The organism is Achromobacter sp. CSND-B12 (genome assembly GCF_052906545.1).
The window spans coordinates 3711643-3734964 of record NZ_JBREGJ010000001.1; the positions used below are offsets into that span (position 1 = coordinate 3711643).

18 protein-coding genes are annotated in these 23322 nt (G+C 68.3%); 15 read left to right on the forward strand and 3 right to left on the reverse strand.

Annotation, left to right across the window (positions count from 1 at the left end; all coding sequences use genetic code 11):
• Positions 1-5 precede the first annotated feature (5 nt).
• The 8 genes from ACUTAG_RS17445 to ACUTAG_RS17480 all read left to right on the forward strand — a co-directional run bounded on the left by ACUTAG_RS17445 (position 6) and on the right by ACUTAG_RS17480 (position 11531).
• Positions 6-2582 carry a sensor domain-containing protein gene (locus tag ACUTAG_RS17445; protein WP_223203282.1) on the forward strand — a complete coding sequence of 859 codons (2577 nt, stop codon included), beginning with the start codon at positions 6-8 and terminating at the stop codon, positions 2580-2582.
• A 1137-nt stretch (positions 2583-3719) separates the two neighbouring features.
• On the forward strand, positions 3720-6071 hold the full coding sequence (locus tag ACUTAG_RS17450; protein ID WP_148319513.1) for a bifunctional salicylyl-CoA 5-hydroxylase/oxidoreductase: 2352 nt from the start codon (positions 3720-3722) through the stop codon (positions 6069-6071).
• Positions 6068-6859, forward strand: a complete 792-nt coding sequence (locus ACUTAG_RS17455) for an SDR family NAD(P)-dependent oxidoreductase (RefSeq protein ID WP_020925307.1) — start codon at positions 6068-6070, stop codon at positions 6857-6859. Before ACUTAG_RS17450 ends, ACUTAG_RS17455 begins: the two co-directional genes overlap by 4 nt.
• 38 nt (positions 6860-6897) lie before the next feature.
• Complete coding sequence (locus ACUTAG_RS17460) at positions 6898-7755, forward strand: enoyl-CoA hydratase family protein (protein ID WP_047993559.1); 858 nt, start codon at positions 6898-6900, stop codon at positions 7753-7755.
• A 2-nt stretch (positions 7756-7757) separates the two neighbouring features.
• Positions 7758-8927, forward strand: a complete 1170-nt coding sequence (locus ACUTAG_RS17465; RefSeq protein WP_020925305.1) for an acyl-CoA dehydrogenase family protein — start codon at positions 7758-7760, stop codon at positions 8925-8927.
• Between the two features lie 60 nt (positions 8928-8987).
• On the forward strand, positions 8988-10628 hold the full coding sequence (locus tag ACUTAG_RS17470) for an AMP-binding protein (RefSeq protein ID WP_058665312.1): 1641 nt from the start codon (positions 8988-8990) through the stop codon (positions 10626-10628).
• A 20-nt stretch (positions 10629-10648) separates the two neighbouring features.
• Entirely contained in the window at positions 10649-11074 is a 426-nt protein-coding gene (locus ACUTAG_RS17475; protein ID WP_148319515.1) for an acyl-CoA thioesterase, read from the forward strand.
• 52 nt (positions 11075-11126) lie between these two features.
• Positions 11127-11531, forward strand: coding sequence for a RidA family protein (locus ACUTAG_RS17480; RefSeq protein ID WP_006388562.1), 405 nt, complete (start codon positions 11127-11129; stop codon positions 11529-11531).
• Positions 11532-12002: 471 nt separating this feature from the next.
• Here ACUTAG_RS17480 and ACUTAG_RS17485 read toward each other — a convergent pair whose 3' ends face one another.
• A complete protein-coding gene (locus tag ACUTAG_RS17485) occupies positions 12003-12989 on the reverse strand; it encodes an AraC family transcriptional regulator (RefSeq protein ID WP_054479707.1) in 987 nt (328 codons plus the stop codon).
• 262 nt (positions 12990-13251) lie between these two features.
• On the opposite strand from ACUTAG_RS17485, the gene ACUTAG_RS17490 reads away from it, so the two are divergent.
• Genes ACUTAG_RS17490 through ACUTAG_RS17515 form a run of 6 tightly spaced genes read left to right on the forward strand, consistent with a single transcriptional unit; the run spans position 13252 to position 19031 of the window.
• Positions 13252-14439, forward strand: a complete 1188-nt coding sequence (locus ACUTAG_RS17490) for an ABC transporter substrate-binding protein (RefSeq protein ID WP_148319517.1) — start codon at positions 13252-13254, stop codon at positions 14437-14439.
• Positions 14440-14480: 41 nt separating this feature from the next.
• Positions 14481-15725 carry a dienelactone hydrolase family protein gene (locus tag ACUTAG_RS17495; protein WP_058665310.1) on the forward strand — a complete coding sequence of 415 codons (1245 nt, stop codon included), beginning with the start codon at positions 14481-14483 and terminating at the stop codon, positions 15723-15725.
• Positions 15726-15734: 9 nt separating this feature from the next.
• Positions 15735-17078 (forward strand): aromatic ring-hydroxylating dioxygenase subunit alpha, encoded by a 1344-nt coding sequence (locus tag ACUTAG_RS17500; protein ID WP_148319519.1) that lies wholly within the window; start codon positions 15735-15737, stop codon positions 17076-17078.
• Positions 17069-17602, forward strand: a complete 534-nt coding sequence (locus tag ACUTAG_RS17505) for an aromatic-ring-hydroxylating dioxygenase subunit beta (protein ID WP_020925298.1) — start codon at positions 17069-17071, stop codon at positions 17600-17602. Before ACUTAG_RS17500 ends, ACUTAG_RS17505 begins: the two co-directional genes overlap by 10 nt.
• Positions 17599-18210, forward strand: coding sequence for a cysteine hydrolase family protein (locus ACUTAG_RS17510; RefSeq protein WP_020925297.1), 612 nt, complete (start codon positions 17599-17601; stop codon positions 18208-18210). Before ACUTAG_RS17505 ends, ACUTAG_RS17510 begins: the two co-directional genes overlap by 4 nt.
• A 14-nt stretch (positions 18211-18224) precedes the next feature.
• On the forward strand, positions 18225-19031 hold the full coding sequence (locus ACUTAG_RS17515; protein WP_020925296.1) for an SDR family oxidoreductase: 807 nt from the start codon (positions 18225-18227) through the stop codon (positions 19029-19031).
• A 130-nt stretch (positions 19032-19161) separates the two neighbouring features.
• Here ACUTAG_RS17515 and ACUTAG_RS17520 read toward each other — a convergent pair whose 3' ends face one another.
• The gene (locus tag ACUTAG_RS17520) at positions 19162-20889 is read right to left on the reverse strand and encodes a DUF342 domain-containing protein (protein WP_024067662.1); all 1728 of its coding nucleotides are present in this window, start codon (positions 20887-20889) and stop codon (positions 19162-19164) included.
• A gap of 308 nt (positions 20890-21197) precedes the next feature.
• Between ACUTAG_RS17520 and ACUTAG_RS17525 the strand changes: the two genes are divergently transcribed.
• Complete coding sequence (locus ACUTAG_RS17525; protein WP_148319521.1) at positions 21198-21941, forward strand: lytic transglycosylase domain-containing protein; 744 nt, start codon at positions 21198-21200, stop codon at positions 21939-21941.
• Between the two features lie 101 nt (positions 21942-22042).
• On the opposite strand, the gene hemL is transcribed toward ACUTAG_RS17525, so the two are convergent.
• The gene (gene hemL, locus ACUTAG_RS17530) at positions 22043-23320 is read right to left on the reverse strand and encodes a glutamate-1-semialdehyde 2,1-aminomutase (RefSeq protein ID WP_026384887.1); all 1278 of its coding nucleotides are present in this window, start codon (positions 23318-23320) and stop codon (positions 22043-22045) included.
• Positions 23321-23322 lie beyond the last annotated feature (2 nt).

Genomic DNA, 23322 nt, shown 5'->3' on the forward strand with positions numbered 1-23322 from the left:
CCCTTATGCTTGATTCTCATCCAGGCGGTTCGAGCGCGGCCCCGCAGGGCGCCGCGTGGCAGGTGGGCAACTATCTGGCGACGATGGACCGGGCACTGCTGCTGTTCGACTTCGATGCCGCCGGCTCCCTCCTGAACGCGAACGACAACTTCCTGGCCGCGCTCGACTATTCCCGCGCCGATGTGGCCGGATTGCGCCACGACCTGCTGTGCGACAGCATGGACGAAGGCAAGGGCATCGCCAGCGCCGAGCAGATCTGGGCGCGGCTGCGTCGTGGCGAGTTCTTCTCGGGCACCTGCCGCTATCGCAAGCGCAGCGGCACCTCGGTGTGGATCGAGGCCACCTATCTGCCGATGCGCGACGAAAGCGGCGAGGTCCGCCGCATCGCGGTCATCTCGCGCAAGTCCATCGCCGACGCCGAGCGCCAGGAGGAAATCCGCCTGCTGCTGCTGGGCATCAACGAAACCGGCAACGCCGTGGCCGTGTCGGGCCGCGATGGCCGCATTGTCTACGTCAACGACGGCTTCCAGCGCATGCTGGGCTTCTCGCGCGCCGACGCGCTGGAGCAGGAGCTGGGCGAACTGCTGGCCGGCGGCCGGCCCGACGGCGGCACGCGCGAGGAACTGGACCGCCGCATCGCCTGCCGCGAGGGCTATCACAAGGATGTGCTGGTGTATGACCGGGGCGGCAAGCCGCTATGGGTGTCGGTCATGGCCAATTCCGTGTTCGACGAACGCGGATCGCTGGTCAACATCGTCGACGTGTTGACCGACATCACGCCCACCAAGGTGCACGAGGTGCTGCAACGGCGGGTGCTGCAGGCCATGGTCAACGAGGCCTCGGTGGTGGAAGTGATGAACATGGTCTGTCGCGAGGTCGAGCGCCTGGCGCCCGAGGTCGCGGCCACGGTGCTGCGGGTCGACGAGGCCGGCAAGCTGCGCCCGCTGGCCGCGCCCAGCATGCCGCCCGCCTACGCCGACGCCCTGGACGGCGAGGCCATCGGGCCGCAGGCGGGCGCCTGCGGCACGTCGGCCTTCCTGGGGCGCCCGGTGATCGTGCCCGACATCGCCACCGACCCGCTGTGGGACAACTACCGCCACTTGCCGCTGCCGGAGGACATCAAGGCCTGCTGGTCCTCGCCGATCAAGTCGAGCGACGGTCGCGTGATCGGCACGTTCGGCTTCTACTTCCGCGAACGCCGCCTGCCGGACGATTTCCATCATCGCCTGGTCGACGTATGCGTGTACCTGTGCGCGCTGGCGCTGGAGCGCGAAGAGGCCCGCGCCCGCATCCGCCAGCTGGCGTTCTACGACGAACTGACCGGCCTGCCGAACCGCAACCTGCTGCTGGCCCAGGCCGAACAGGCCATCGCCCGCGCCGAGCCCGAGCGCAAGCGCGTGGCGGTGCTGTTCCTGGACCTGGACCGCTTCAAGCAGGTCAACGACACGCTCGGCCATCCCATCGGCGACGCGCTGCTGCGCGACATCGCCCAGCGCCTGCGCCGCCTGGCGCGCGCCACGGATATTGTCGGCCGCCTGTCGGGCGACGAGTTCGTGATGCTGATGCCCGATTTCGAGCATGGCCGCCTGACGGCCGCCGCCGAGCACATCCTGGTGTCGCTGTCGCATCCCTTCGTGGCGGGCGGCATCACGCTCAATCCGTCGGTGAGCATCGGCATCAGCGTGTTCCCGGAGAACGGCCGCGACATGGACACGCTGCTGCGCCACGCCGACATGGCGATGTACCAGGCCAAGACAGCCGGGCGCAACCGCATTTCGTTCTTCAGCGCCGAGATGAACCGCCAGGCCCAGGAACGCCTGGCGCTGGAAGCGGCATTGCGCGATGCGCTCGAGGGCCGCGCGTTGCGGCTGCACTACCAGCCGCAGGTGGGGCTGAAGAATGGCAGCCTGTATGGCGTGGAGGCGCTGGCCCGCTGGCGCCATCCGACGCTGGGCGATATTTCGCCGGCCCGGTTCGTGCCGCTGGCCGAGGAGTGCGGGCTGATCGGCGACCTGGGCGACTGGGCGGTGCGCGAGGCCTGCTCGCAGCTGTCGATCTGGCGCAACAACGGGTTGCGGGTGCCATCGGTGTCGGTGAACCTGTCGGCGACCAATTTCCACAACCTGAACCTGCCGCGGATGATTGCGGCGACGCTGGCCGAGTTCGGGCTGGCGGCGTCGGACCTGATGCTGGAGATCACCGAGGGCGTGGTGCTCGACGCCACGGCGGGCACGCTGCGCACGATCGCGGAGCTGCACCGCCTGGGGGTGCGCCTGTCGATGGACGATTTCGGCACGGGCTATTCCAGCCTGGGGCATTTGCGGCGCTTGATCGTGGACGAACTGAAGCTGGACCGCAGTTTCGTCCAGGGGCTGGAGAGCGATGACGCGGCCCGGGCGCTGACGAGCGCGGTGATCCGGATCGGGGAGAGCCTCAGCCTGCCGGTGGTGGCAGAGGGGATCGAGAATGAGGAGCAGCGGCGCTTCCTGATCGAGCAGGGGTGCGCGGCGGGGCAGGGGTTTCTGTTTTCGCCGCCGTTGCCGGCGGGGGATCTTGAGGAGTGGCTGCGGGCTAGGGGGTGAGCGGTTTGCATTTTTTTCGCGGGGGGGTTCTTAAGGCGCGCGTGTCGGGGTCGGTGGGGGATGGCGGGGCTACGATTGCGGTCCGGAGCGTTCGCTCCGGACTGCCCCGGGCTCAACCTCGTCCGCCTTCGGCTCCCTACGGTTTCCGCCGGGCGCATCTACACGCCCCGCCATCCCCCACCGACCCCGCCACGCGCTCGCGATGAGGCTTAGCCTCGGGCTTTGGGGCGGACGGTGTGCTTGGCGTTTTGGCGCACATCGGGGCTGGAGGGAGGGTCTTGCGGGGCCCGCCGCAAGCCGGCCGCGCGGGCGGCCTTTTGCGGCTTACGCGATGTCTTGCGTCGGAATGATGACGCTCTCGCGTGTGGGGACGGCGGAACCGTTTGCTATTGATAGTCTGTTGGCATCCCGACGGCTTGTGGTCGGCGGGAGGGCGCGTCATGCGTAACATGCCGCCGAGTCAGCACGAGCAGCCTGGCGGCGTGGGCACATCGCAATCATGCGCCAATGAAACACCGCCCGCACCACGCCTGTTTGTGGTCGGCGCGAGAGGTCGTCCCACGCAGAACGCTTTACGCCGCGCCGACCACCACCGCCCCTCCCCCTGACGTGCGGAACCATTAGAAAACCGCCCACCGCCAGCGCGCAGCGCACCCGCAACACGTTCAAATGCACAGACGCCAGTTGTGGCCGCCCGCGCGGCCGCAACTGGCAGCCCCGCAGATCCCATTCCCCGCACACAGATCCAGCAGCGCGACAAGCCTAGACGCACGTAGCCCCTCGGGCGGGCGGACCCGATGGCGGGCAACCTCGATGCGCCCGAGGGAATCCGTAGGGAGCCGAAGGCGTACGAGGATGACGATGGGGTAGTCCGGAGCGAACGCTCCGGACCGCAATCGTGGGCGCCCGCCATCGGGTCCGCCCGCCCGAGGGGCGACCTACGAAGATCAACCGACGCCCACCCCCACTGCCAATCCCCCCAGCACCCCAAACCCGTCCCCAAAATCCACCCCCACGTTTCCCCCATTTGCGATCCTCCCATTCCAGGTATATATTTCAAGCCTAAACTATCAAGGCCTAAAAATAGCAGCGACCCGCCCCAAGCTTCCGGGCCGCACTTCTTGGAGCGTTACGGCAATGAAAATCGTATGCATTGGTGGTGGTCCCGCCGGCCTGTACTTCGGTCTGCTCATGAAGCTGCAAGACCCGGCCAACGAAGTCACCGTGATCGAGCGCAACCGGCCCTATGACACCTTCGGCTGGGGCGTGGTGTTCTCGGATGCCACCATGCAGAACCTGCGCGAAGCCGATCCGGTTTCGGCCCAGACCATCGGTGACGCCTTCAACCACTGGGACGACATCGACATCCATTTCAAAGGCCGCAGTATCCGCAGCGGCGGCCATGGCTTCATCGGCATCGGCCGCAAGAAGCTGCTCAACATCCTGCAGGCGCGCTGCGAAGACGTTGGCGTCAAACTGGTGTTCGAGAACTTCGTCCAGGACGACCAGGCCATCGCCCGCGAATACGACGCCGACCTCGTCATCGCCTCCGATGGCATCAACAGCCAGGTCCGCACCCGCTACGCCGACACCTTCCATCCCGATATCGACCAGCGCCGCTGCCGCTTCGTCTGGCTCGGCACCAAGAAGGTGTTCGATGCCTTCACCTTCGCCTTCGTGCAGACCGAGCACGGCTGGTTCCAGGCGCACGCCTACCGCTACGAAGACGGCATGTCGACCTTCATCGTCGAAACGCCCGAGGAAACCTGGCAGGCCGCCGGCATCGAGCAGATGAGCCAGGAAGAAGGCATCGCCTACTGCGAAAAACTGTTTGCGCCCTGGCTGGACGGCAATCCCCTGGTCAGCAACGCCTCGCATCTGCGCGGCTCGGCCATCTGGATCCGCTTCCCGCGCGTCATCTGCAACACCTGGGTCCACTGGAACCAGCTGGAAACCCGCCGCGGCAAGCGCGCCGTGCCGGTGGTGCTGATGGGCGACGCGGCGCACACCGCGCACTTCTCCATCGGTTCGGGCACCAAGCTGGCGCTGGAAGACGCCATCGAACTGGCGCGCTGCCTGAGCGGCGCCGAAGGCAGCGTCGAGCGCGGCCTGAAGCATTACGAGGAAGTGCGCAGCGTCGAAGTGTTGAAGATCCAGAACGCCGCCCGCAACTCCACCGAGTGGTTCGAGAACGTGGCGCGCTACGCCGAACTCGAACCCGAACAATTCGCCTATTCGCTGCTGACCCGTTCGCAGCGCATCTCGCACGAAAACCTGCGGCTGCGCGATCCGGCCTGGCTGGAAGGCTTCGAGCGCTGGATCGCCGAGCATGCCGGCGCCCAGGCGCCGGCCGGCCAGCGGCCGCCACTGCCCATGCTGACGCCGTACCAGGCGCGCGGCGTCAAGCTCAAGAACCGCATCCTGGTGTCGCCGATGGCCATGTATTCCTGCACCGACGGCGTGCCGGGCGACTTCCACCTGGTGCACCTGGGCGCCCGCGCCATGGGCGGCGCCGGGCTGGTGATGGTGGAAATGACCTGCGTCTCGCCCGACGGCCGCATCACCCCGGGATGCCCGGGCCTGTGGAACGACGAGCAGCAGCAGGCATTCGCCCGCATCGTCGGCTTCGTCCACGGCAACAGCGACGCCCGCATCGGCGTGCAGTTGGGCCATGCCGGCCGCAAGGGCTCGACGCAGTTGGGCTGGCAGAAGATCGACCATCCGCTCGCCGAAGGCAACTGGCCGCTGCTGTCGGCCTCGGCCCTGCCGTACATCGAAGGCGTGTCGCAGACGCCGCGCGCCATGACGCGCGCCGACATGGACGACGTGCGCGACAACTTCGTGGCCGCCGCGCGCCGCGCCCAGGCCGCCGGCTTCGACTGGCTCGAACTGCACTGCGCCCACGGCTATCTGCTGTCCAGCTTCATCTCGCCGCTGACCAACCGGCGCGACGACGAATACGGCGGCGGCCTGGAAAACCGCCTGCGCTTCCCGCTGGAAGTGTTCCGCGCGGTGCGCGCCGTGTGGCCCGAGGACAAGCCGATGTCGGTGCGGATCTCGGCCAGCGACTGGGTCGAGGGCGGCATCACGCCCGATGACGCCGTCGAGATCGCGCGTCACTTCAAGGCCGCTGGCGCCGACATGATCGACTGCTCGTCGGGCCAGGTCAGCAAGGAAGAAAAGCCGGTCTACGGTCGCATGTTCCAGACGCCGTTCGCCGACCGCGTGCGCAACGAGGCCGGCATCCCCACCATCGCGGTGGGCGCCATCTTCGAGGCCGACCACGCCAACGGCATCATCGCCTCGGGCCGCGCCGACCTCTGCGCGCTGGCCCGTCCCCATCTGGCCGACGCCTCCTGGACGCTGCGCGAATCGGCCCGCGTGGGCTATCGTGACGTGAGCTGGCCGAGCCAGTACTTCGCCGGCAAGCGCCAGCTGGAAACCAATTTCGAACGCGCCGCCGCCATGGCGCAACTGGACATCAAATGAGCACGTCCTCCCTTCCCTTGGCCGGACGCCACGCGCTGGTGACGGGCGGCGCCCGCGGCATCGGCCTGGCCAGCGCCCGCGCGCTGCTGGCGCGCGGCGCCCGCGTCACGCTGCTGGGCCGCGACGGCGGCGCGCTGGAGGCGGCCGTCGACAGTCTGGCCAGCCTGGGCCAGGTGCAGGCGGTCAGCGCCGACATCGCCGACGAGGCCTCGGTGCGCCAGGCCTTTGTCCAGGCCGAGGCCGAACTGGGTCCGGTGCTGGTGCTGGTCAATAACGCCGGCCAGGCCGTCAGCCAGCGCTTCGACCGCACCGACGCGGCGCTGTGGCAGTCGATGCTGGCAGTCAACCTGACTGGCACCTTCCACTGCATCCAGGCGGCCTTGCCCGGCATGCTGGCCGCCAAGTGGGGCCGCGTCATCAACGTGGCCAGCACCGCCGGCCTGATCGGCTACGCCTACGTCAGCGCCTACTGCGCGGCCAAGCACGGCGTGATCGGCCTGACCCGCTCGCTGGCGCTGGAGACGGCGCAGAAGGGCGTCACTGTCAACGCCGTCTGCCCCGGCTATACCGAGACCGACATCGTGCGCGGCGCGGTCGCCAATATCGTCGAGAAGACCGGCATGACGCCGGAAGCCGCCCGCGCCAAGCTGGCCGAGCGCAACCCGCAGGGCCGCCTGGTGCAGCCCGACGAAGTGGCCGAGACGGTCGCCTGGCTGGCGCTGCCGGCCTCGTCGTCCATCAACGGCCAGGCCATCGCCGTCGACGGCGGCGAAGTGATGACCGGCTGAGCCGCCGCCCACCCCTACGATTCCAGAACGGAGACACCATGAGCACGCAGCCCGAAGAGCACACCATGAAGCACCACAAGCGCCCGCTGGCCGGCTACCAGGCCCGGACGTTCCTGTGGCAGGTGTCGGCCGACGGCAAGGTCGCCACCATCACGCTCAACCGGCCCGAGCGCAAGAACCCGCTGACCTTCGATTCCTACGCCGAGCTGCGCGACCTGTTCCGCGCGCTGGTGTACGCAACCGACATCAAGGTAGTGGTGGTGACGGGCGCCGGCGGCAACTTCTGCTCCGGCGGCGACGTGCATGAAATCATCGGGCCGCTGACCAAGATGAGCATGCCCGAGCTGCTGGACTTCACCCGCATGACGGGCGACCTGGTCAAGGCCATGCGCGCCTGCCCGCAGCCGATCGTGGCGGCGGTGGACGGCGTCTGCGCTGGCGCTGGCGCGATGGTGGCGCTGGCCTCCGACATGCGCCTGGGCACGCCGGCCGCGCGCACCGCCTTCCTGTTCACCCGGGTGGGCCTGGCGGGCGCCGATATGGGCGCCTGCACGCTGCTGCCGCGCATGATCGGCCAGGGCCGCGCCTCCGAACTGCTGTACACCGGCCGCGCCATGACGGCCGAGGAAGGCGCCAGCTGGGGCTTCTTCAACGCCCTGCACGAGTCCGACGCGCTGATGGAGGCCGCCGCCAGGCTGGCCGCGCAACTGGCCGCGGGCCCCACCTTCGCCCACGGCGTGACCAAGAAACTGCTGCACCAGGAATGGAACATGGGCGTGGACGAGGCCATCGAGGCCGAAGCCGAGGCCCAGGCCATCTGCATGCAGACGCGCGATTTCCATCGCGCCTACGAGGCCTTCGTTGCCAAACAGAAGCCGGTCTTCGAGGGGAACTGATGATGCGCGACGCAAGCTGGCTGGACTGGCCCTTTTTCGACGACGCCCACCGCAAGCTGGCGCATGAGGTCGACGGCTGGTGCGAAAGCGCCCTGGGAGACGTCGACCACCACGACGCCGACGCCGCCTGCCGCAAGCTGGTCAAGGCCATGGGCCAGGCCGGCTGGCTGCGCTACGCGGTCGCCGGCGGCCCCGGCGGCGCCTGGGGCGGCGCGCTGCCCGAGGTCGATTCGCGTTCGGTCTGCATCCTGCGCGAGACCTTCGCGCGCCACGAGGGCCTGGCGGACTTCGCCTTCGCCATGCAGGGCCTGGGCAGCGGCGCGATCTCGCTGATGGGTTCGGACGCGCTGCGCCAGCGCTACCTGCCGCGCGTGGCCCGCGGCGAGGCGATCGCCGCCTTCGCGCTGTCCGAACCGGATGCCGGCTCGGACGTGGCCGCGCTGGCCTGCGAGGCCCGGCTGGAGGGCGATCACTACGTGCTCAACGGCGCCAAGACCTGGATTTCCAATGGCGGCATCGCCGACTTCTACTGCGTGTTCGCCCGCACCGGCGAGGCGCCGGGCGCGCGCGGCATCAGCGCCTTCGTGGTGGATGCCGACACCCCGGGCTTCGAGATCTCGGAGCGCATCGAGCTGATCGCGCCGCACCCGCTGGCCACCATCACCTTCGACAACTGCCGCATCCCGGTGTCGCAGCGGCTGGGCGAGGCGGGGCAGGGCTTCAAGCTGGCGATGATGACGCTGGACATCTTCCGCGCCTCGGTGGCGGCCGCCGCGCTGGGCTTTGCGCGCCGCGCGCTGGACGAAGGCCTGGCGCGCGCCAGGTCGCGCCGCATGTTCGGCCAGACCCTGGCCGACCTGCAACTGACGCAGGCCGCGCTGGGCGACATGGCCACGGCCATCGACGCCTCGGCGCTGCTGACCTATCGCGCCGCGTGGATGCGCGACGTGCAGAAACAACGCACCACGCGCGAAGCGGCCATGGCCAAGATGACGGCCACCGAATCGGCGCAGACCGTGATCGACCGCGCGCTGCAGATGTTCGGCGGCGCGGGCGTGGTGTCGGGGATGCCGGTGGAGAAGCTTTACAGGGAAATCAGAGCGCTGCGTATCTACGAAGGCGCCACCGAAGTGCAGAAGTTGATCATCGCCCGGGAACTGCTGAAGGCCTGAAGAAACCATCGAGTTTCCGCTTTCGGCAGTCAACTACACCGCATCAGCAAGGGGAATTTCATGGAAGTATCCGCCCACATCGACACTTTTGCCCGGGACAATCTGCCCCCGGGCGAACAATGGCCCGAGTTCCTGCTGGACGGCCCCGACGTGGCCTATCCCAAGCGCTTCAATTGCGCGGTTGAGCTGGTGGATGCCATGGTCGACCGTGGCCACGGCGAGCGCGTCGCGCTGCGCTGGGCGCAGGACGGCAAGCCGGCCACCATGACCTATCGCGAACTGGCGGCGCTGACCAACCGCATCGCCCGCGTGCTGGTCGAGGACATGAAGCTGGTGCCGGGCAACCGCCTGCTGCTGCGCGGTCCCAACAACCCGATGATGGCGGCGTCCTGGCTGGCCGCCATCAAGGCGGGCCTGGTGACGGTGCCGACCATGCCGCTGCTGCGCGCCAAGGAACTCAAGCAGATCATCGACAAGGCGCAGATCCAGGCGGTGCTGTGCGACGTGCGCCTGAAGGACGAGGCGCAGTTCTGCGCCCAGCCGGATCACGAACACCATTGCCCGGGGCTGGCGCAGATCGTGTATTTCAACGACACGGCGCCCGAGGCGCTGGACACGCTGGCAGCGGCCAAGCCGGATGATTTCACGGCCTGCGATACCGCCGCCGACGACGTCTGCCTGATCGCCTTCACCAGCGGCACCACGGGCGCGCCCAAGGGCTGCATGCATTTCCATCGCGATGTGCTGGCGATGTGCGACCTGTTTCCCAAGCATGTCATCAAGCCGGGCCCGGACGACATTTTCTGCGGCACGCCGCCGCTGGCGTTCACCTTCGGCCTGGGCGGGTTGCTGTGCTTCCCGCTGCGGGTCGGCGCCAGCACCGTGCTGGCCGAGCGCCTGACGCCGGAAAGCCTGCTGCAACTGATCCAGGACTTCCGCGCCACCATCGTCTTCACCGCTCCGACGTTCTACCGCCAGATGGCGGCGCTGGTGGGCAAGTTCGACCTGTCCTCGCTCAAGAAGAGCGTGTCGGCCGGCGAGGCCCTGCCCGACGCGACGCGCCAGTTGTGGAAGGAGGCCAGCGGCATCGAGATGATCGACGGCATCGGCGGCACCGAGATGATCCACGTGTTCGTGTCCAGCCCGCCCGAGTCGGTGCGCCGCGGCGCCATCGGCCGCGTGGTGCCCGGTTATATCGCGCAGATCGTGGATGACGACATGAACCCGGTGCCCAATGGCACGGTGGGGCGCCTGGCGATCAAGGGGCCGACCGGCTGCCGCTACCTGGCCGACGAGCGCCAGCGGCGTTTCGTGCAGAAGGGTTGGAACCTGCCGGGCGATACGTTCGTGCAGGACGATGACGGCTATCTGTTCTACCAGGCGCGCAACGACGACATGATTGTCTCGGCCGGCTACAACATCGCCGGGCCGGAGGTCGAGGACGCGCTGCTGCGCCACGAAGCGGTGGCCGAATGCGGCGTGGTGGGCGCGCCCGACGACGAGCGCGGCCAGCTGGTCAAGGCGTTCGTGGTGCTCAAGCCCGGCTTCGAGCCGAGCGAGGCGCTGGTGGCGGCGCTGCAGCAGTTCGTCAAGGCCAACATCGCGCCCTACAAGTATCCCCGTGCCATCGAGTTCGTCTCCGCGCTGCCGCGCACCGAGACGGGCAAGCTGCAGCGTTTCGCGCTGCGCAAGATGGCCTGATTCCGCATCAAGGAAATTCCATGGCAGCTCCGTTCGTCAGCCAGGTTGAAGTCCGCTTCCGTCATTGCGATCCGGCGGGCATCGTTTTCTACCCGCGCTATTTCGAGATGATCAATGATTTTGTCGAGGAGTGGTTCGACAAGGGCATGGGCTTGCCATTCCACGCGCTGCACGTGGAGCGCCATATCGGCACGCCGATGGCGTCGGTGACGTGCGATTTCAGCGCGCCGAGCCGCTGGCACGAGAAGCTGCGGCAGACGCTGCAGGTGCAGCGCATCGGCGGCGCGTCGTTCAAGGCGCTGGTTCGGTTCGAGGGGCCGGACGGGCAGTCGCGGCTGTCGGCGACGCTGACGATTGTGACGGTGGATCTGCGCACGATGAAGTCGATGCCGCTGCCGGCGGATCTGCGCGAGCGCATGCAGGATTATCTGGTTGCCGCCGAGTGAGTTCGGCGGGGGCCGCCCTGGTGTTTGTTTTTTGAAAATAGGATGAGACGTTATGAAGATTCTGCAACCGCCGGATTGGATGGCGCCGCGGGGCTATTCGAATGGGATCCTGACCGAGATGACGGTGGGGAGCAAGCTGGTGTTCGTGGGCGGGCAGGTGGGCTGGAACGGGCAGCAGCAGTTCGAGTCGGATGATCTGGCCGATCAGGTGCGGCAGACGTTGGCCAACATCGTGGCGATTCTCGCCGAGGGCGGGGCCAGGCCGGAGCATATCGTGCGGATGACGTGGTATGTGACGGACAAGGATGCGTATGTGGCGGCTTATCCGGAGATCGGGAAGCACTATCGTGAATTGATCGGGAGGCATTTCCCGGCGATGACGGCGGTGGAGGTGGCGGATCTGGTGGAGGATCGGGCCAAGGTGGAGATTGAAGTTACGGCTGTTGTGCCGGCTTGAGTATGGGCCGGCCTGGCGTGTGATGCGCTGGGTTGGGTTCTTTAGCCACGGGTGACGGGGCAGGCGGGGGATGGCGGGGCTACGATTGCGGTCCGGAGCCTTCGCTCCGGACTGCCCCTTCCTCATCTTCGTCACAGCCTTCGGCTGTTCCTTCAGATTCCGTCGGGCGCATCTACACGCCCCGCCATCCCCCGCCTGCCCCGTCACCCGCTCACGATAAGAATTAATGGCGGATGCCGGGGAGGACGCGTTTCTTGGCGATCTTAGCGGCGGTAATTCTTGTTCAGAGCGATTTGCGGGGCCCGCTTCAAGGCGGCCGCGCGGGCGGCCTTTTGAAGCTTACTTGGTGTCTTGCGGGGGCGGATGACGCTGCGCGCTTGCGGGGTGGTTTATCACATATGTAGTGGTTTTACTACGTTAGTGATTCTGTGCCCTTGGCTGCGGGGTTGGCGCATGGCGCCAGGTGGCTGGCTATTTGCCGGCCTGGAAAGTTTCGCGGGGGAGTTCGCCGAAGCGGTCGCGGTAGTACTCGGAGAATCTGCCCAGGTGGCTGATGCCTACGGATACCGCCACCTCGGTCACGCTTTCACAGGCGCCTTGTTGCAGTTTTTCGCGTGCGGCGTCCAGGCGCAGGACGCGTAGCGCCTGCATGGGGGTGGTCTCGCGGTGTTGCTGGAACAGGCGGGTGAGGGCGCTGGGGCTGGCGCCGGCGCCGCGGGCGATGTCGGTGAGGGTCAGGGGGGCGGCCAGGTGGGCGCGCATGTAGGCTTCGGCCTGGGCGACGCGGCGGGGCAGGGCGGGGGCCAGTCCGGCGTGGCGTTGCCAGGTGTTGGGCTGGTTGTAGAGCAGGTGCAGGACGAGCGTGTCTTCCAGGTGTTCGAGCCAGGCGGCGGGGGGCCTTGGGGCGCCGTCGTCCAGGGTGGGGAGCAGGTGGATCAGGCTGGTCATCATGCTGCGCCAGGCGGCGCCGACGGGGGTGTCCAGGCGTAGCGCGGGGCTGAAGTCCAGGGGGCGGGCGGCGGCGTCGCCGAAGATGCGGTGGCCGATGGCTTCGAGCTTGCCGCGCGGGATCTTCAGCAGCAGTTGTTCGCAGCCGGCTTCCCAGTGCAGTTTCAGGGCGCGGTTGGGGGCGATGACGGCGGCGCAGTCGGGGTGGGCGTCGACGCAGTCGGTGCCGCATTCGATGCGGGCGCGGCCGCGCAGCGGCACCTGCACCAGCATGAAGTCCTGCAAGCGGTCGGGTTCGATGTGGACTTCGGCGCCGTAGCGCAGCGTACAGACGCTCAGGGCGCCGAAGCGGGCGCGGTTCAGTTCGGCGTCGACACGGCCGCCTTTCCAGGTCAGGCGGTGTTCCTTGAGCGCTTCGGAGACGCGTTCGCGCGTTTCGGCGGGCTGGGTGGAACTGAAGACGCGTCGTTTGAGCAATGGCGCCAGCTCGATGCGGGACCAGCCGTGCATGGATGCCTCCGGGACGGGAACGCTCCCGTATCGCCGTCGAGCGTAATGCAATCGTCAAGCGTTTGGAATTAAGTGAATCCCGGATAGGCGTGCGCCGATTCGGATAGAGCCGCGCGCCCGGCCGTCCTAAGCTGGGGGTTGTTGGAAGGCGGCGCCGTGGCGCGTAAGCTGGCAGTTCTCATCGGTGGCTGGGTGTACCGACGGCAGACGGATTCTGTCAGCATTGCGCCGGCGGCGCCGGCGGATACCTGCGGGGTGGCTCATGAACGGAAAACTATGGCGCCGGCGCGCGCTGGCGGCGCTGGTCGCGGTGGGCTGTATGACGGCGGCCGGCGGCGCGTCGGCGGCGGGCAAGATCAAGGTCGGCCTGCTGACCACGTTGTCGGGGCCGGGCGCGGCGCTGGGCAATGAGATCCGCGACGGCTTCAATCTTGCGCTGCAGCATACCAGCGGCAAGCTGGGCGGCCTGCCGGCCGAGGTGGTGGTGGCCGATGACCAGCAGAAGGCCGATGCCGGGCGCCAGGCGGTCGAGCGGCTGCTCAAGCGCGACAAGGTCGACGTCATGACGGGGATCGTGTTTTCCAACGTGCTGCTGCCGGTGATGCCGGCCATCCTGCAGTCGGGCACGATCTACCTCAGCACCAACACCGGGCCCGAGAACTATGCCGGCGCGGGTTGCAATCCGAATTTCTTCGCGGTGGCCTGGCAGAACGAGGACATCCCGGCAGCCATGGGCAAGTACGCCGCCGACCAGGGCTTCAAGCGGGTGGCGCTGATCGCGCCGGATTATCCGGGCGGGCGTGAGTCGCTCAATGGCTTCAAGCGCCTGTACAAGGGCGGTCTGTCGGAAGAGATCTATACCCAGCTCGGCCAGCTCGACTACGGCGTCGAGATCACGCGGCTGCGCGCCAGCAAGCCGGATGCCGTGTTTTTCTTTCTGCCCGGCGGCATGGGCGTGAATTTCATCAAGCAGTTCAACGGCGCCGGCCTGGGCAAGGAGATCGCGCTGCTGGCGCCGGGCTTCTCGGGCGACGAGGATACGATCGCGGCGGTGGGCGCGCCGATCGAAGGCCTGCATAACTCGTCGCAATGGGCGGCCGACCTGGACAACCCGGCCAACCGCAAGTTCGTCGAGGACTTCAGGAAAACCTACAACCGCACCCCCACGCTGTACGCCTCGCAGGGCTACGACGCCGCCATGCTGCTGGACAGCGCGGTCAGGCAGACCGGCGGCAAGCTGGGCGCCGATGGGCTGCGCCCGGCCCTGCGCCGCGCCGATTTCAAGTCGGTGCGCGGCGAATTCAAGTTCAACCGCAACCAGTACCCGATCCAGAACTACTACCTGCGCACCATCGTCAAGGGCGCGGACGGCAAGCTGGCCAACAAGCTGTCGGGCACGGTGCTGACGCAGTATCACGACCCGTTCGCCGCCGCCTGCCAGATGAAGTGAGGCAGGCGACGCATGCATCAGCACGCATCAAGGAGAGACGCATGACCGCAACCATCACGACGCGCGAGGTGACCATCGCCTCGCACGACGGCAAATCATTCAGCGCCTACCTGGCCGTCCCGGCCTCGGGCCACGGACCCGGGCTGGTGCTGTGCCAGGAGATATTCGGCATCAACGACTTCATGCGCCGCACCGCGCAGTCGCTGGCCGAGGAGGGCTACGTGGTGCTGGCGCCGGACCTGTTCTGGCGCCAGCAGCCCGGCATCCAGCTGACCGACGGCCCGGCCGACATGCCGCGCGCCTTCGAGCTGTATCAGCGTTTCGACGTTGAGCTGGGCGTCAAGGACATTGCCGCGACCCTGGCGGCGCTGCGCGCCCTGCCCGAGCAGCAGGGCGGCGCCGGCGTGCTGGGCTATTGCCTGGGCGGCAAGCTGGCCTACCTGGCCGCCTGCCGCACCGATGCCGACGTAGCCATCGGCTACTACGGCGTGGGCATCGAGGACAGCCTGGAAGAAGCCGCCAACCTGCGCGGCCGGCTGGTGCTGCACATCGCCGAAAAGGACGGCTTCTGTCCGCCGCCCGCGCGCCAGCGCATCCTGGAGGCGCTGGGCGGCAAGCCGAACGTCGAGCTGTACGTGTACCCCGGCATGGACCACGCTTTTGCCCGCACCGGCGGCGCGCACTATGACAAGCCGTCGGCGCTGATGGCGCACCAGCGCAGCATGGCCGCGCTGCAGCGCGTGATCGGACCGCAGTTCGATTATTCGTATCTGTGGGACAAGCACTGCGAATACGAGTTCGGCACCCGTGACGTGGCCGCTACCATGGCCACCATGGTGGCCGAGCCGTACGTCAACCACATCCCCACCATGACCGGCGGCGTGGGCTACCGCGAGCTGTCGCGCTTTTACCAGCACCACTTCGTCAACAGCAATCCGCCCGACACCAGACTGGTGCCGTTGTCGCGCACCGTGGGCGCGACGCAGATCGTCGACGAACTGCTGTTCTGCTTCACTCACACCACCGAGATCGACTGGCTGCTGCCCGGCGTCGCGCCCACCGGCAAATACGTCGAGATTCCGCTGGTGGCCATCGTCAAGTTCCGCGGCGACAAGCTCTGCCACGAACACATCTACTGGGACCAGGCCAGCGTGCTGGTGCAGATCGGCGTGCTCGACCCCAAGGGCCTGCCGGTGGCCGGCCGCGAGACCGCGCAGAAGCTGCTGGACGAGACCCTGCCTTCCAACACCCTGATGGCGCGCTGGAAAGACAGCGAGAACAAGTAGGAGACCGCCATGCCGTATAGCGATCAACAGTTGGGCGAGATGGTGCGCGGCGACAGCGTGCACCGCGCCCTGTACACCGACCCGGCGATCTTCGAGCTGGAGATGCAACGCATCTACGGCCGCGCCTGGGTCTACGTCGGCCACGAGAGCCAGGTGCCCAAGACGGGCGACTATCACACCACGCGCCTGGGCGACCAGGACGTGCTGATGGTGCGCGCCAGCGACGGCCGCGTGCACGCCCTGTACAACCGCTGCCCGCACAAGGGCGCCAAGGTGGTGGCCGACGGCGACGGCTGCGTTGGCAAGTTCTTCCGCTGCCCGTACCACGCCTGGACCTTCAAGCTCGACGGCAGCCATCTCGGCGTGCCGCTCAAGCAGGGGCTGGAAGGCACCGCCTACGATCCCACCGACCCCAGCTTCTCCATGCGGCGCCTGCCGCGCGTGGAAAGCTATCGCGGCTTCGTCTTCGCCAGCCAGGCGCGTGACGGCCAGGGCCTGGCGGAATTCCTGGGCGGCGTGCGTTCGTCGATCGACAACCTGTGCGACCGCTCGCCGGTGGGCGAAGTGGAAGTGGCCGGCGGCATCTTCCGCGTGATGCAGCGCTCGAACTGGAAGGTGTTCTACGAGAACCTGCACGACACCATGCACGCCCGCGTGACGCACGAATCGTCCTTTGCCGCCGCCCGCGACGAAGCCAAGGAGATCGGCGAGATGCCGTTCGAGCTGCACATCATGGACGGCAACGGCGAGCCCTACGAGTTCTGGGAAAAGCTGGAGCTGCGCGCCTACGACAACGGCCACGGCTACATGGAAGGCATCTTCAACCCGGGCGCGGCTGAACGCGACCCGGTGTCGCGCGCCCATTTCGAGGCGCTGACCGCGGCCTACGGCGCCGACCGCGCCCGCGAGATCCTCGGCATGAACCGCCACAACACCGTCATCTACGGCAGCGGCTCGCCGCACACGGTGTTCCAGCAGTTCCGCGTGATCCGGCCGATCGCTGTCGACCGCACCCTGATCGAGATCCAGACGTTCCGCTGCAAGGGCGCGCCGGACGGCGTGTTCAAACGCGCCATGCTGTACGCCAACGTCATCAATTCGCCGTCGTCCAACGTCATGCCGGACGACATCGAGCTCTACAACCGCTGCCAGGAAGGCAACGCCACCCGTGGCGGCGAGTGGGTCAGCATGCACCGCTACCATGGCACCGACCGCAGCGACGCCGACGGCATGGTGTCGGTCAACGGCACCAGCGAGCTGCCGATGCGCAACCAGTTCCGCGCCTGGAAAAACTACATGGAGGCCGGTCCCGTGGCGCCCGCCCACGGCCAAGGAGAAGGCGCATGCTGCTAGACCTGGAATTCGACGTATCCACCGCCAACCTGGCGCCGGCCGACGTGCCGGCCGAGGCCTATCACCGCATCGCCCAGTTCCTGTACCGCGAGGCGCGGCTGCTGGACGAGCGCCGCTACGACGACTGGCAGTCGCTGTGGACCGACGACGGCATGTACTGGATGCCGCGCGAGCCGGGCCAGGCCAGCCCCTACGACCATATCTCGCTGTTCTGGGAAGACCGCATGCTGCGCGACGTGCGCATCCGCCGGCTGCAACACCCGCGCAACTGGTCGCAGCAGCCGCCCACGCGCAGCGCGCGGCTGGTGGGCGCGGTGCAGGTCGAGGGCGTGGATGCCGGCGGCAACCTGGTGGTGCACTCGGCGTTCCAGATGACCGAATGGCGCAAGCGCCAGCCGCGCCAGCTGGCCGGCCGCTACACCCACAAGCTGGCCGCCGATGGCGACGGCTGGCGCATCCGCATGAAGCGCGTGGACCTGGTGAACTGCGACGACGCGCACGACGTGTTCGAGGTGTTCGTGTGAGCGCGATCGACGCCGCGGTGCTGGCGCTGCACTACCAGAACGACGTGCTGCATCCCGAAGGCAAGATCCGCGTCGGGCTGGACGCCGATGGCGCGGAGCGCCAGCGCCTGCTGCGCGGCGCCGCCGACCTGCTCGACGGCGCCCGTAGCCATGGCCTGCCGATCGTGCACGTGCGCATCGCCTTCAGGCCCGACTATGCCGACCTGCTGCCCAACTGCGACATCTTCCGCAACGTCGCCAGCATCGGCGCCGTGGCCGAGGGGCAATGGGGCAGCGCCTTCTACGACGGCCTGCAACCGCTGGCCGGCAGCCCGCGCGAGTTTGTCGTTAAGCACACTCGCATCAGCGCCTTCTACGGCACGCCGCTGGAAGAGACGCTGCGGCTGCTGGGCGCGCGCCGGCTGGTGGTGGCGGGCGTGGCCACCCACTCGGTGGTCGAGGGCACCGTGCGGCACGCGGCGGATATCGGTTTCAATGTCATGGTGGCCGAAGACGCCTGCGCTTCGGCCGATCCGGCGGTGCATGACGCTTCGCTGGCCAGCATGCGCCTGATCGCGCAGACCGGCTCGGTGGCGCAGGCGGTGCGCTGGGCGGCCACCGCGCACTGAACGAAGGACACATCATGGATTTTTCCGGCTTTCCCGGCCTGGCCGGCAAGACCGCAATCGTCACCGGTAGCACCCAGGGGCTGGGCGCGGACATCGCGCGCGGGCTGGCGGCGGCCAGCGCCAACGTGGTGCTGGTGGGGCGCAACGCGCAGGCGGGGCAGGCGTTGGCCGCCGCCCTCGGCGACCGCGCGCTGTTCCACGAGACCGACATCGGCCAGGACGACCAGATCCGCCACTGCCTGAATGCCGCGCTGGCGCGCTTCGGGCGGGTCGACATCCTGGTGAACAACGCTTGCCAGTACAACGATCGCGGGCTGGCCTCCAGCCGCGAGGAATGGCACGCCACGCTCGACACCAACCTGGTGTCGGCCGCGATCTTCACGCAGATGGCGGCGCCGCTGCTGCCGCGCGGCGGCGTGGTGGTCAACCTGGGCAGCACCGGCGGCAAGTTCGGCGCGGCCGGGCGCGCGCTGTATCCGGCCTCCAAGGCGGCCTTGCTGCAGATCACCAAGAACTTCGCCGTGGAACTGGCGCCGGCCGGCATCCGCGTGCTGGCGGTGTCGCCGGCGTGGACCTGGTCGCCGTCGGTTGAACAACTGGCCGGCGGCTCGCGCGAAGCCGCCGACGCGGTCGGCGCGCACTTCCATCCGCTGGGCCGGGTCGGCTCGGGCGAGGAGATCGCGGCGGCGGTGTGTTTCGCCTGCTCCGACGCGGCCTCGTGGATGACGGGCGTGGATATCCCCGTGGACGGCGGTTTCTCGATCCTGGGGCCGGACCGCGGCATTTCGCCGCGCGCCTGGTTCAAGCAGTTGGCGCCCTGAGGCGGGCTGCCGGCCGGAGGGACGCGGGATCGGACCGCGCGGGCATGGCCGGCATCGCGCCGCGATCCCGGCGCGGGCCGGGCGGCGCCGGGGCGTGATGCCGGGGGCCGGCCAGGCCGCGGGGCGCGCGTCAGCGGATGACGATCTCGCCTTCTTCCAGGGCGGCCTTGCCTCCCACCTGGTCTTCCAGGAATTCCTGCATGCGGTTGCCCACCTGGATCTTGGTGCCGCCGCAAAAGCGCCGCGCGGCGATGATGGTGGCCGTATGCAGCGGCTGCAGGTCGCGGATCAGCTGGGCTTCTTCCTCGTCCAGTTCGATCAGGTCGCGGCCCAGCTTGGTGTGGGTGTTGCGGGCGCGCTCGACCACGTCGCCGGCGGCGCGTCCGGGGTTGGCGTGCAGGAACAGCAGCAGCTGCTCGAGCTTGGCCTTTTCCTCGTTCATCTTCAGGCGCTTGCGCGTCAGCGCCGAACGCTTGATGTCGGCATGCGGATCCAGGCCGGCCTGCACCAGCGTGGGTACGCCCGCCGGCGAACCGATGGTGCCGGCGCGCACCGATTGCAGGGCGCGGGTCTGACCGCCGGTGATGGCGGTCTGCTGGGTATTGGGCGGGCCGACGTTGACGCTGCCGCCGGCGGCGATGCTGCTCTGGCGGATCTCGCGTTCCACTTCCACGTTCTGGCCGGCGCTGATGATGGCGTTGGTGATGAAGCGGGCCCGCACTTCGCCGCCACAGACGATGTGGGCAGTGCGCGCGGCGGTGTTGGCGGCCCCGCCACCGGCGCCGTCCGCCACGGCCTCGGCCATGCCGATGATGCCGCCCTTGACCGTGACGTTGCCGCCGGCCTCGACCAGCGCGGCCTCCATGGTGCCGTTGACGACCACGTCGCCGGTCACCCGCACTTCCATGGTGGCGCTGATGTCGCCGCGCACCTGCAGCGAACCCTGGAAGTTGATGTTGCCGGTGGACAGGTCGACCGCGTCGACCTCGACCACCGGATTGACCTGCGCGCCCTGGTGGATCAGCTTGGGCGAGCCGGCGATGGCGGCGCGCAGCAGGTTGGGGTCTTCCGGATCGATCTCGACGCCGGACATCTCGGCATTGAACGGCGTGTCGGGCAGTTCATCCGGCAGCACCGGCTGGCCCAGCACGTTGCAGCCGTCGATGCCGGGCAGCGGCGGAATGCGGCGCATCAGCGGCATGCCCGGGGTCACCAGCAACAGGCTGCCGAGGTCGCGGTAGTCGATCTGGGCCAGTTCGTCGATTTCCTGCGCGCGCGGCTTCAGGCGGTCCAGCAGGCTCTCGAAGCGGGTCGGGGTGCCGCGCGTGGGCGGCGTGCCTTGCGCGATCAGCACGGTCTGCGCGCCGCCGCGCTCGACGGCTTCGGCCAGTTCCTTTTCCAGCACGCCGTGGACGATGCCCTGGTCGGCGATGGCCTGGCGCAGCACGGCCAGGGCCACCGGCTTGCCGCCCTTGGGCGGATGCAGGGTGACCAGGGCGGACATGCAGGTCGCGTCCACTTCCAGGTCGAACGAACCGTCGATCAGCTTGCCCACCGGCACCTGGACCGGTTCGGCGGCGTGGCGGCACAGGTCGATGAAGGCGATGACGGCGTGGTTGTCCAGCGCCTCCGTCGACCAGCCCTGGGCAGTGGCCAGGGCGGCCAGGGTATCCCAGCTGGGCAGGGTGGCGGCCAGCGGAGCGGCGATGACGGTGTCCGAGGCTTCGGCCGATTCGCCTTCGGACGGCGCGGCCGGGGGCGCGTTGGCGCCCTCCGGGGCGGATGGCGGCGTGTAGATCGCCGTCAGGACGTTGGTAGTGGCATCCAGCACCAGCTGGAGCGTGTTGTCTGCGCCCATCTCCGCCTCCCGCCCGGCGGTCTGCGCCGGGTTCCATTCATTTAGTAATTAAACGAAATATTGCGACATGTTAACCCATGAATCCGGGGCTACTGCGCAGTAGAAGGGGGCTGGAGCGCATAAAAAGATGTAGGTCCGGCCCTTATTTCAGACGGATTGCCACCCCAGCCGCTGGGGGCGGCGCGGGGCGCGCTCGAACCGCAACGCCAGCGCGTCCTAGTCCATAGGCAGGAGCGACAAAGCGCGCGCAGCGGCTCAGCATAGGCGTTCGATCCCGCGTCCCCGGACGCCGCCGGAGCCTCGATGCCATGTCATCCCCCTTTTCCTTCCCGTCGGCCAGGCCGCGCCGCTGTCGTGGGCGCGTGGCCGGCCTGGTGATCGCGGCCCTGGTGGCCGGGGTGGCGGCGCTGGCGCCCGCCAGCGGCGCCAGTGCCGCAGAAATTTATCGTTATAAAGATCCGTTCGGCGTCTGGCGCGCCATGAAGGTGCCCAATGGCTATGCCAAGTATTACAAGCGCGCCCAGGTCCGCACCGCGCTGCGCGGCGCCCGCCTCAAAGTCTGCCTGGACTGCGAACCGCGTGCGGGTGACGGCGCGAGCCTGCTGACCCTGGGCGATCGCGCCGCCCGTTGGCGGGCGGCGCCGCCGTCCACCGCGCATGACGAACTGATCGCGCAGGCAGCCAGGGATTCAGGCGTGGACCGGGCTTTGCTGACCGCCGTCATCGCGGTGGAATCCGGGTTCCGCAGCGATGCGCGCTCGCCCAAGGGGGCGCTGGGCCTGATGCAACTGATGCCGGCGACGGCGGCGACCCTGCTGGTGTCGGACGACATCGAGCGGGCGCTGGTGGATCCGGCCACCAACGTGAAGGCGGGTTCAAGCCTGCTGCGGCGCCTGATCGACCAGTATCCCAACCGCCTGGACCTGGCGCTGGCGGCCTACAACGCGGGCGAGGGCGCGGTGCGCAAGTACGACGCGGTGCCGCCCTATGCCGAGACCCAGCAGTACGTGCGCAACGTCACGGCGCTGTACCAGCAATACAAGACACCCTAGGGCTGGATACAAAAACGCCCCGCAAGCCCTTCCAGGGCCGCCAGGGCGTGTTGCAGCGCGTCCGGCAGGCTGGGGACCCGCCGGCGCGCCTCGCGCCGCGCTCAGACCGTCGCGAAGACCTTCTCGGCGATATCCAGGGTGGCCTGGATGACGGCGTCGTCGTGGGTGGCCGAGACGAAGCCGGCCTCGAACGCCGACGGCGCGAAATGCACGCCGTGGTCCAGCATGGCGTGGAAAAAGCGGTTGAAGCGCGCCGTATCGCAGGCCGAGACCTCGGCGAACGTGGCCGGCACCTTGTCGCTGAAGTAGATGCCGAACATGCCGCCGACCGAATCGGCCGAAAACGCCAGGCCGGCGGCGCGGGCGCGTTCCTGCAGTCCCCGGGCCAGCTTGGCGGTCTGCGCCGCCAGCTTGTCGTAGAAGCCGGGCGCGGCGATCAGGCGCAGCGTGGCCAGGCCGGCGGCCACGGCCACCGGGTTGCCCGACAGCGTGCCCGCCTGGTAGACGCCGCCCAGCGGCGCGATGTGTTTCATGATCTCGGCGCTGCCGCCGAAGGCGCCCACCGGCATGCCGCCGCCGATCACCTTGGCCAGCGTGGTCAGGTCGGGCTTGACGCCCGACAGGCCCTGCACGCCCTGCGGGCCGACGCGGAAACCGGTCATGACTTCGTCGAAGATCAGCAGCGCGCCGTGCTGCGTGCAGACCTCGCGCAGCCCTTCCAGGAAGCCGGCGGCCGGCTTGATCAGGTTCATGTTGCCGGCGATCGGCTCGACGATGATGCAGGCGATGTCGGCGCCGTGCTGGGCGAAGGCCTCGCGCACCGCGTCCAGGTTGTTGTATTCCAGGGTCAGCGTGTGCGAGACGAACTCGGGCGGCACGCCGGCCGAGCTGGGGTTGCCGAAGGTCAGCAGGCCCGAGCCGGCCTTGACCAGCAGGCTGTCGGAGTGGCCGTGGTAGCAGCCCTCGAACTTGACGATCTTGTTGCGGCCGGTGGCGCCGCGCGCCAGGCGGATGGCCGTCATGGTGGCCTCGGTGCCGGAGCTGACCAGGCGCACCTGTTCCAGCGACGGCAGGCGCGCGATCAGCACTTCGGCCAGCTCGATCTCGGCCTCGGTGGGGGCGCCGAACGACAGGCCATTGACGGCCGCTTCCTGCACCGCGCGCACCACGTCCGGGTGCGAATGGCCCAGGATGGCCGGGCCCCACGAGCCGACGTAGTCGATGTACTGCTTGTCTTCCGCGTCCCACACGTACGGGCCTTGCGCGCGCTTGATGAAGCGCGGCGTGCCGCCCACGGAGCGGAAGGCGCGCACGGGCGAGTTGACGCCACCGGGGATGCTGCGGCTGGCGCGTTCGAAAAGCTGGGCGTTACGTGACATGG

Excerpts from the sequence above, each read along its gene's own strand:
- ACUTAG_RS17445 (WP_223203282.1), top strand. The coding sequence starts at position 6 with ATGCTTGATTCTCATCCAGGCGGTTCGAGCGCGGCCCCGCAGGGCGCC.
- ACUTAG_RS17485 (WP_054479707.1), bottom strand. The coding sequence starts at position 12,989 with ATGCACGGCTGGTCCCGCATCGAGCTGGCGCCATTGCTCAAACGACGC.
- ACUTAG_RS17465 (WP_020925305.1), top strand. The coding sequence starts at position 7,758 with ATGCGCGACGCAAGCTGGCTGGACTGGCCCTTTTTCGACGACGCCCAC.
- ACUTAG_RS17475 (WP_148319515.1), top strand. The coding sequence starts at position 10,649 with ATGGCAGCTCCGTTCGTCAGCCAGGTTGAAGTCCGCTTCCGTCATTGC.
- ACUTAG_RS17460 (WP_047993559.1), top strand. The coding sequence starts at position 6,898 with ATGAGCACGCAGCCCGAAGAGCACACCATGAAGCACCACAAGCGCCCG.
- ACUTAG_RS17520 (WP_024067662.1), bottom strand. The coding sequence starts at position 20,889 with ATGGGCGCAGACAACACGCTCCAGCTGGTGCTGGATGCCACTACCAAC.
- ACUTAG_RS17490 (WP_148319517.1), top strand. The coding sequence starts at position 13,252 with ATGAACGGAAAACTATGGCGCCGGCGCGCGCTGGCGGCGCTGGTCGCG.
- ACUTAG_RS17515 (WP_020925296.1), top strand. The coding sequence starts at position 18,225 with ATGGATTTTTCCGGCTTTCCCGGCCTGGCCGGCAAGACCGCAATCGTC.
- ACUTAG_RS17505 (WP_020925298.1), top strand. The coding sequence starts at position 17,069 with ATGCTGCTAGACCTGGAATTCGACGTATCCACCGCCAACCTGGCGCCG.
- hemL (WP_026384887.1), bottom strand. The coding sequence starts at position 23,320 with ATGTCACGTAACGCCCAGCTTTTCGAACGCGCCAGCCGCAGCATCCCC.
- ACUTAG_RS17450 (WP_148319513.1), top strand. The coding sequence starts at position 3,720 with ATGAAAATCGTATGCATTGGTGGTGGTCCCGCCGGCCTGTACTTCGGT.
- ACUTAG_RS17500 (WP_148319519.1), top strand. The coding sequence starts at position 15,735 with ATGCCGTATAGCGATCAACAGTTGGGCGAGATGGTGCGCGGCGACAGC.
- ACUTAG_RS17525 (WP_148319521.1), top strand. The coding sequence starts at position 21,198 with ATGTCATCCCCCTTTTCCTTCCCGTCGGCCAGGCCGCGCCGCTGTCGT.
- ACUTAG_RS17495 (WP_058665310.1), top strand. The coding sequence starts at position 14,481 with ATGACCGCAACCATCACGACGCGCGAGGTGACCATCGCCTCGCACGAC.
- ACUTAG_RS17455 (WP_020925307.1), top strand. The coding sequence starts at position 6,068 with ATGAGCACGTCCTCCCTTCCCTTGGCCGGACGCCACGCGCTGGTGACG.
- ACUTAG_RS17470 (WP_058665312.1), top strand. The coding sequence starts at position 8,988 with ATGGAAGTATCCGCCCACATCGACACTTTTGCCCGGGACAATCTGCCC.
- ACUTAG_RS17480 (WP_006388562.1), top strand. The coding sequence starts at position 11,127 with ATGAAGATTCTGCAACCGCCGGATTGGATGGCGCCGCGGGGCTATTCG.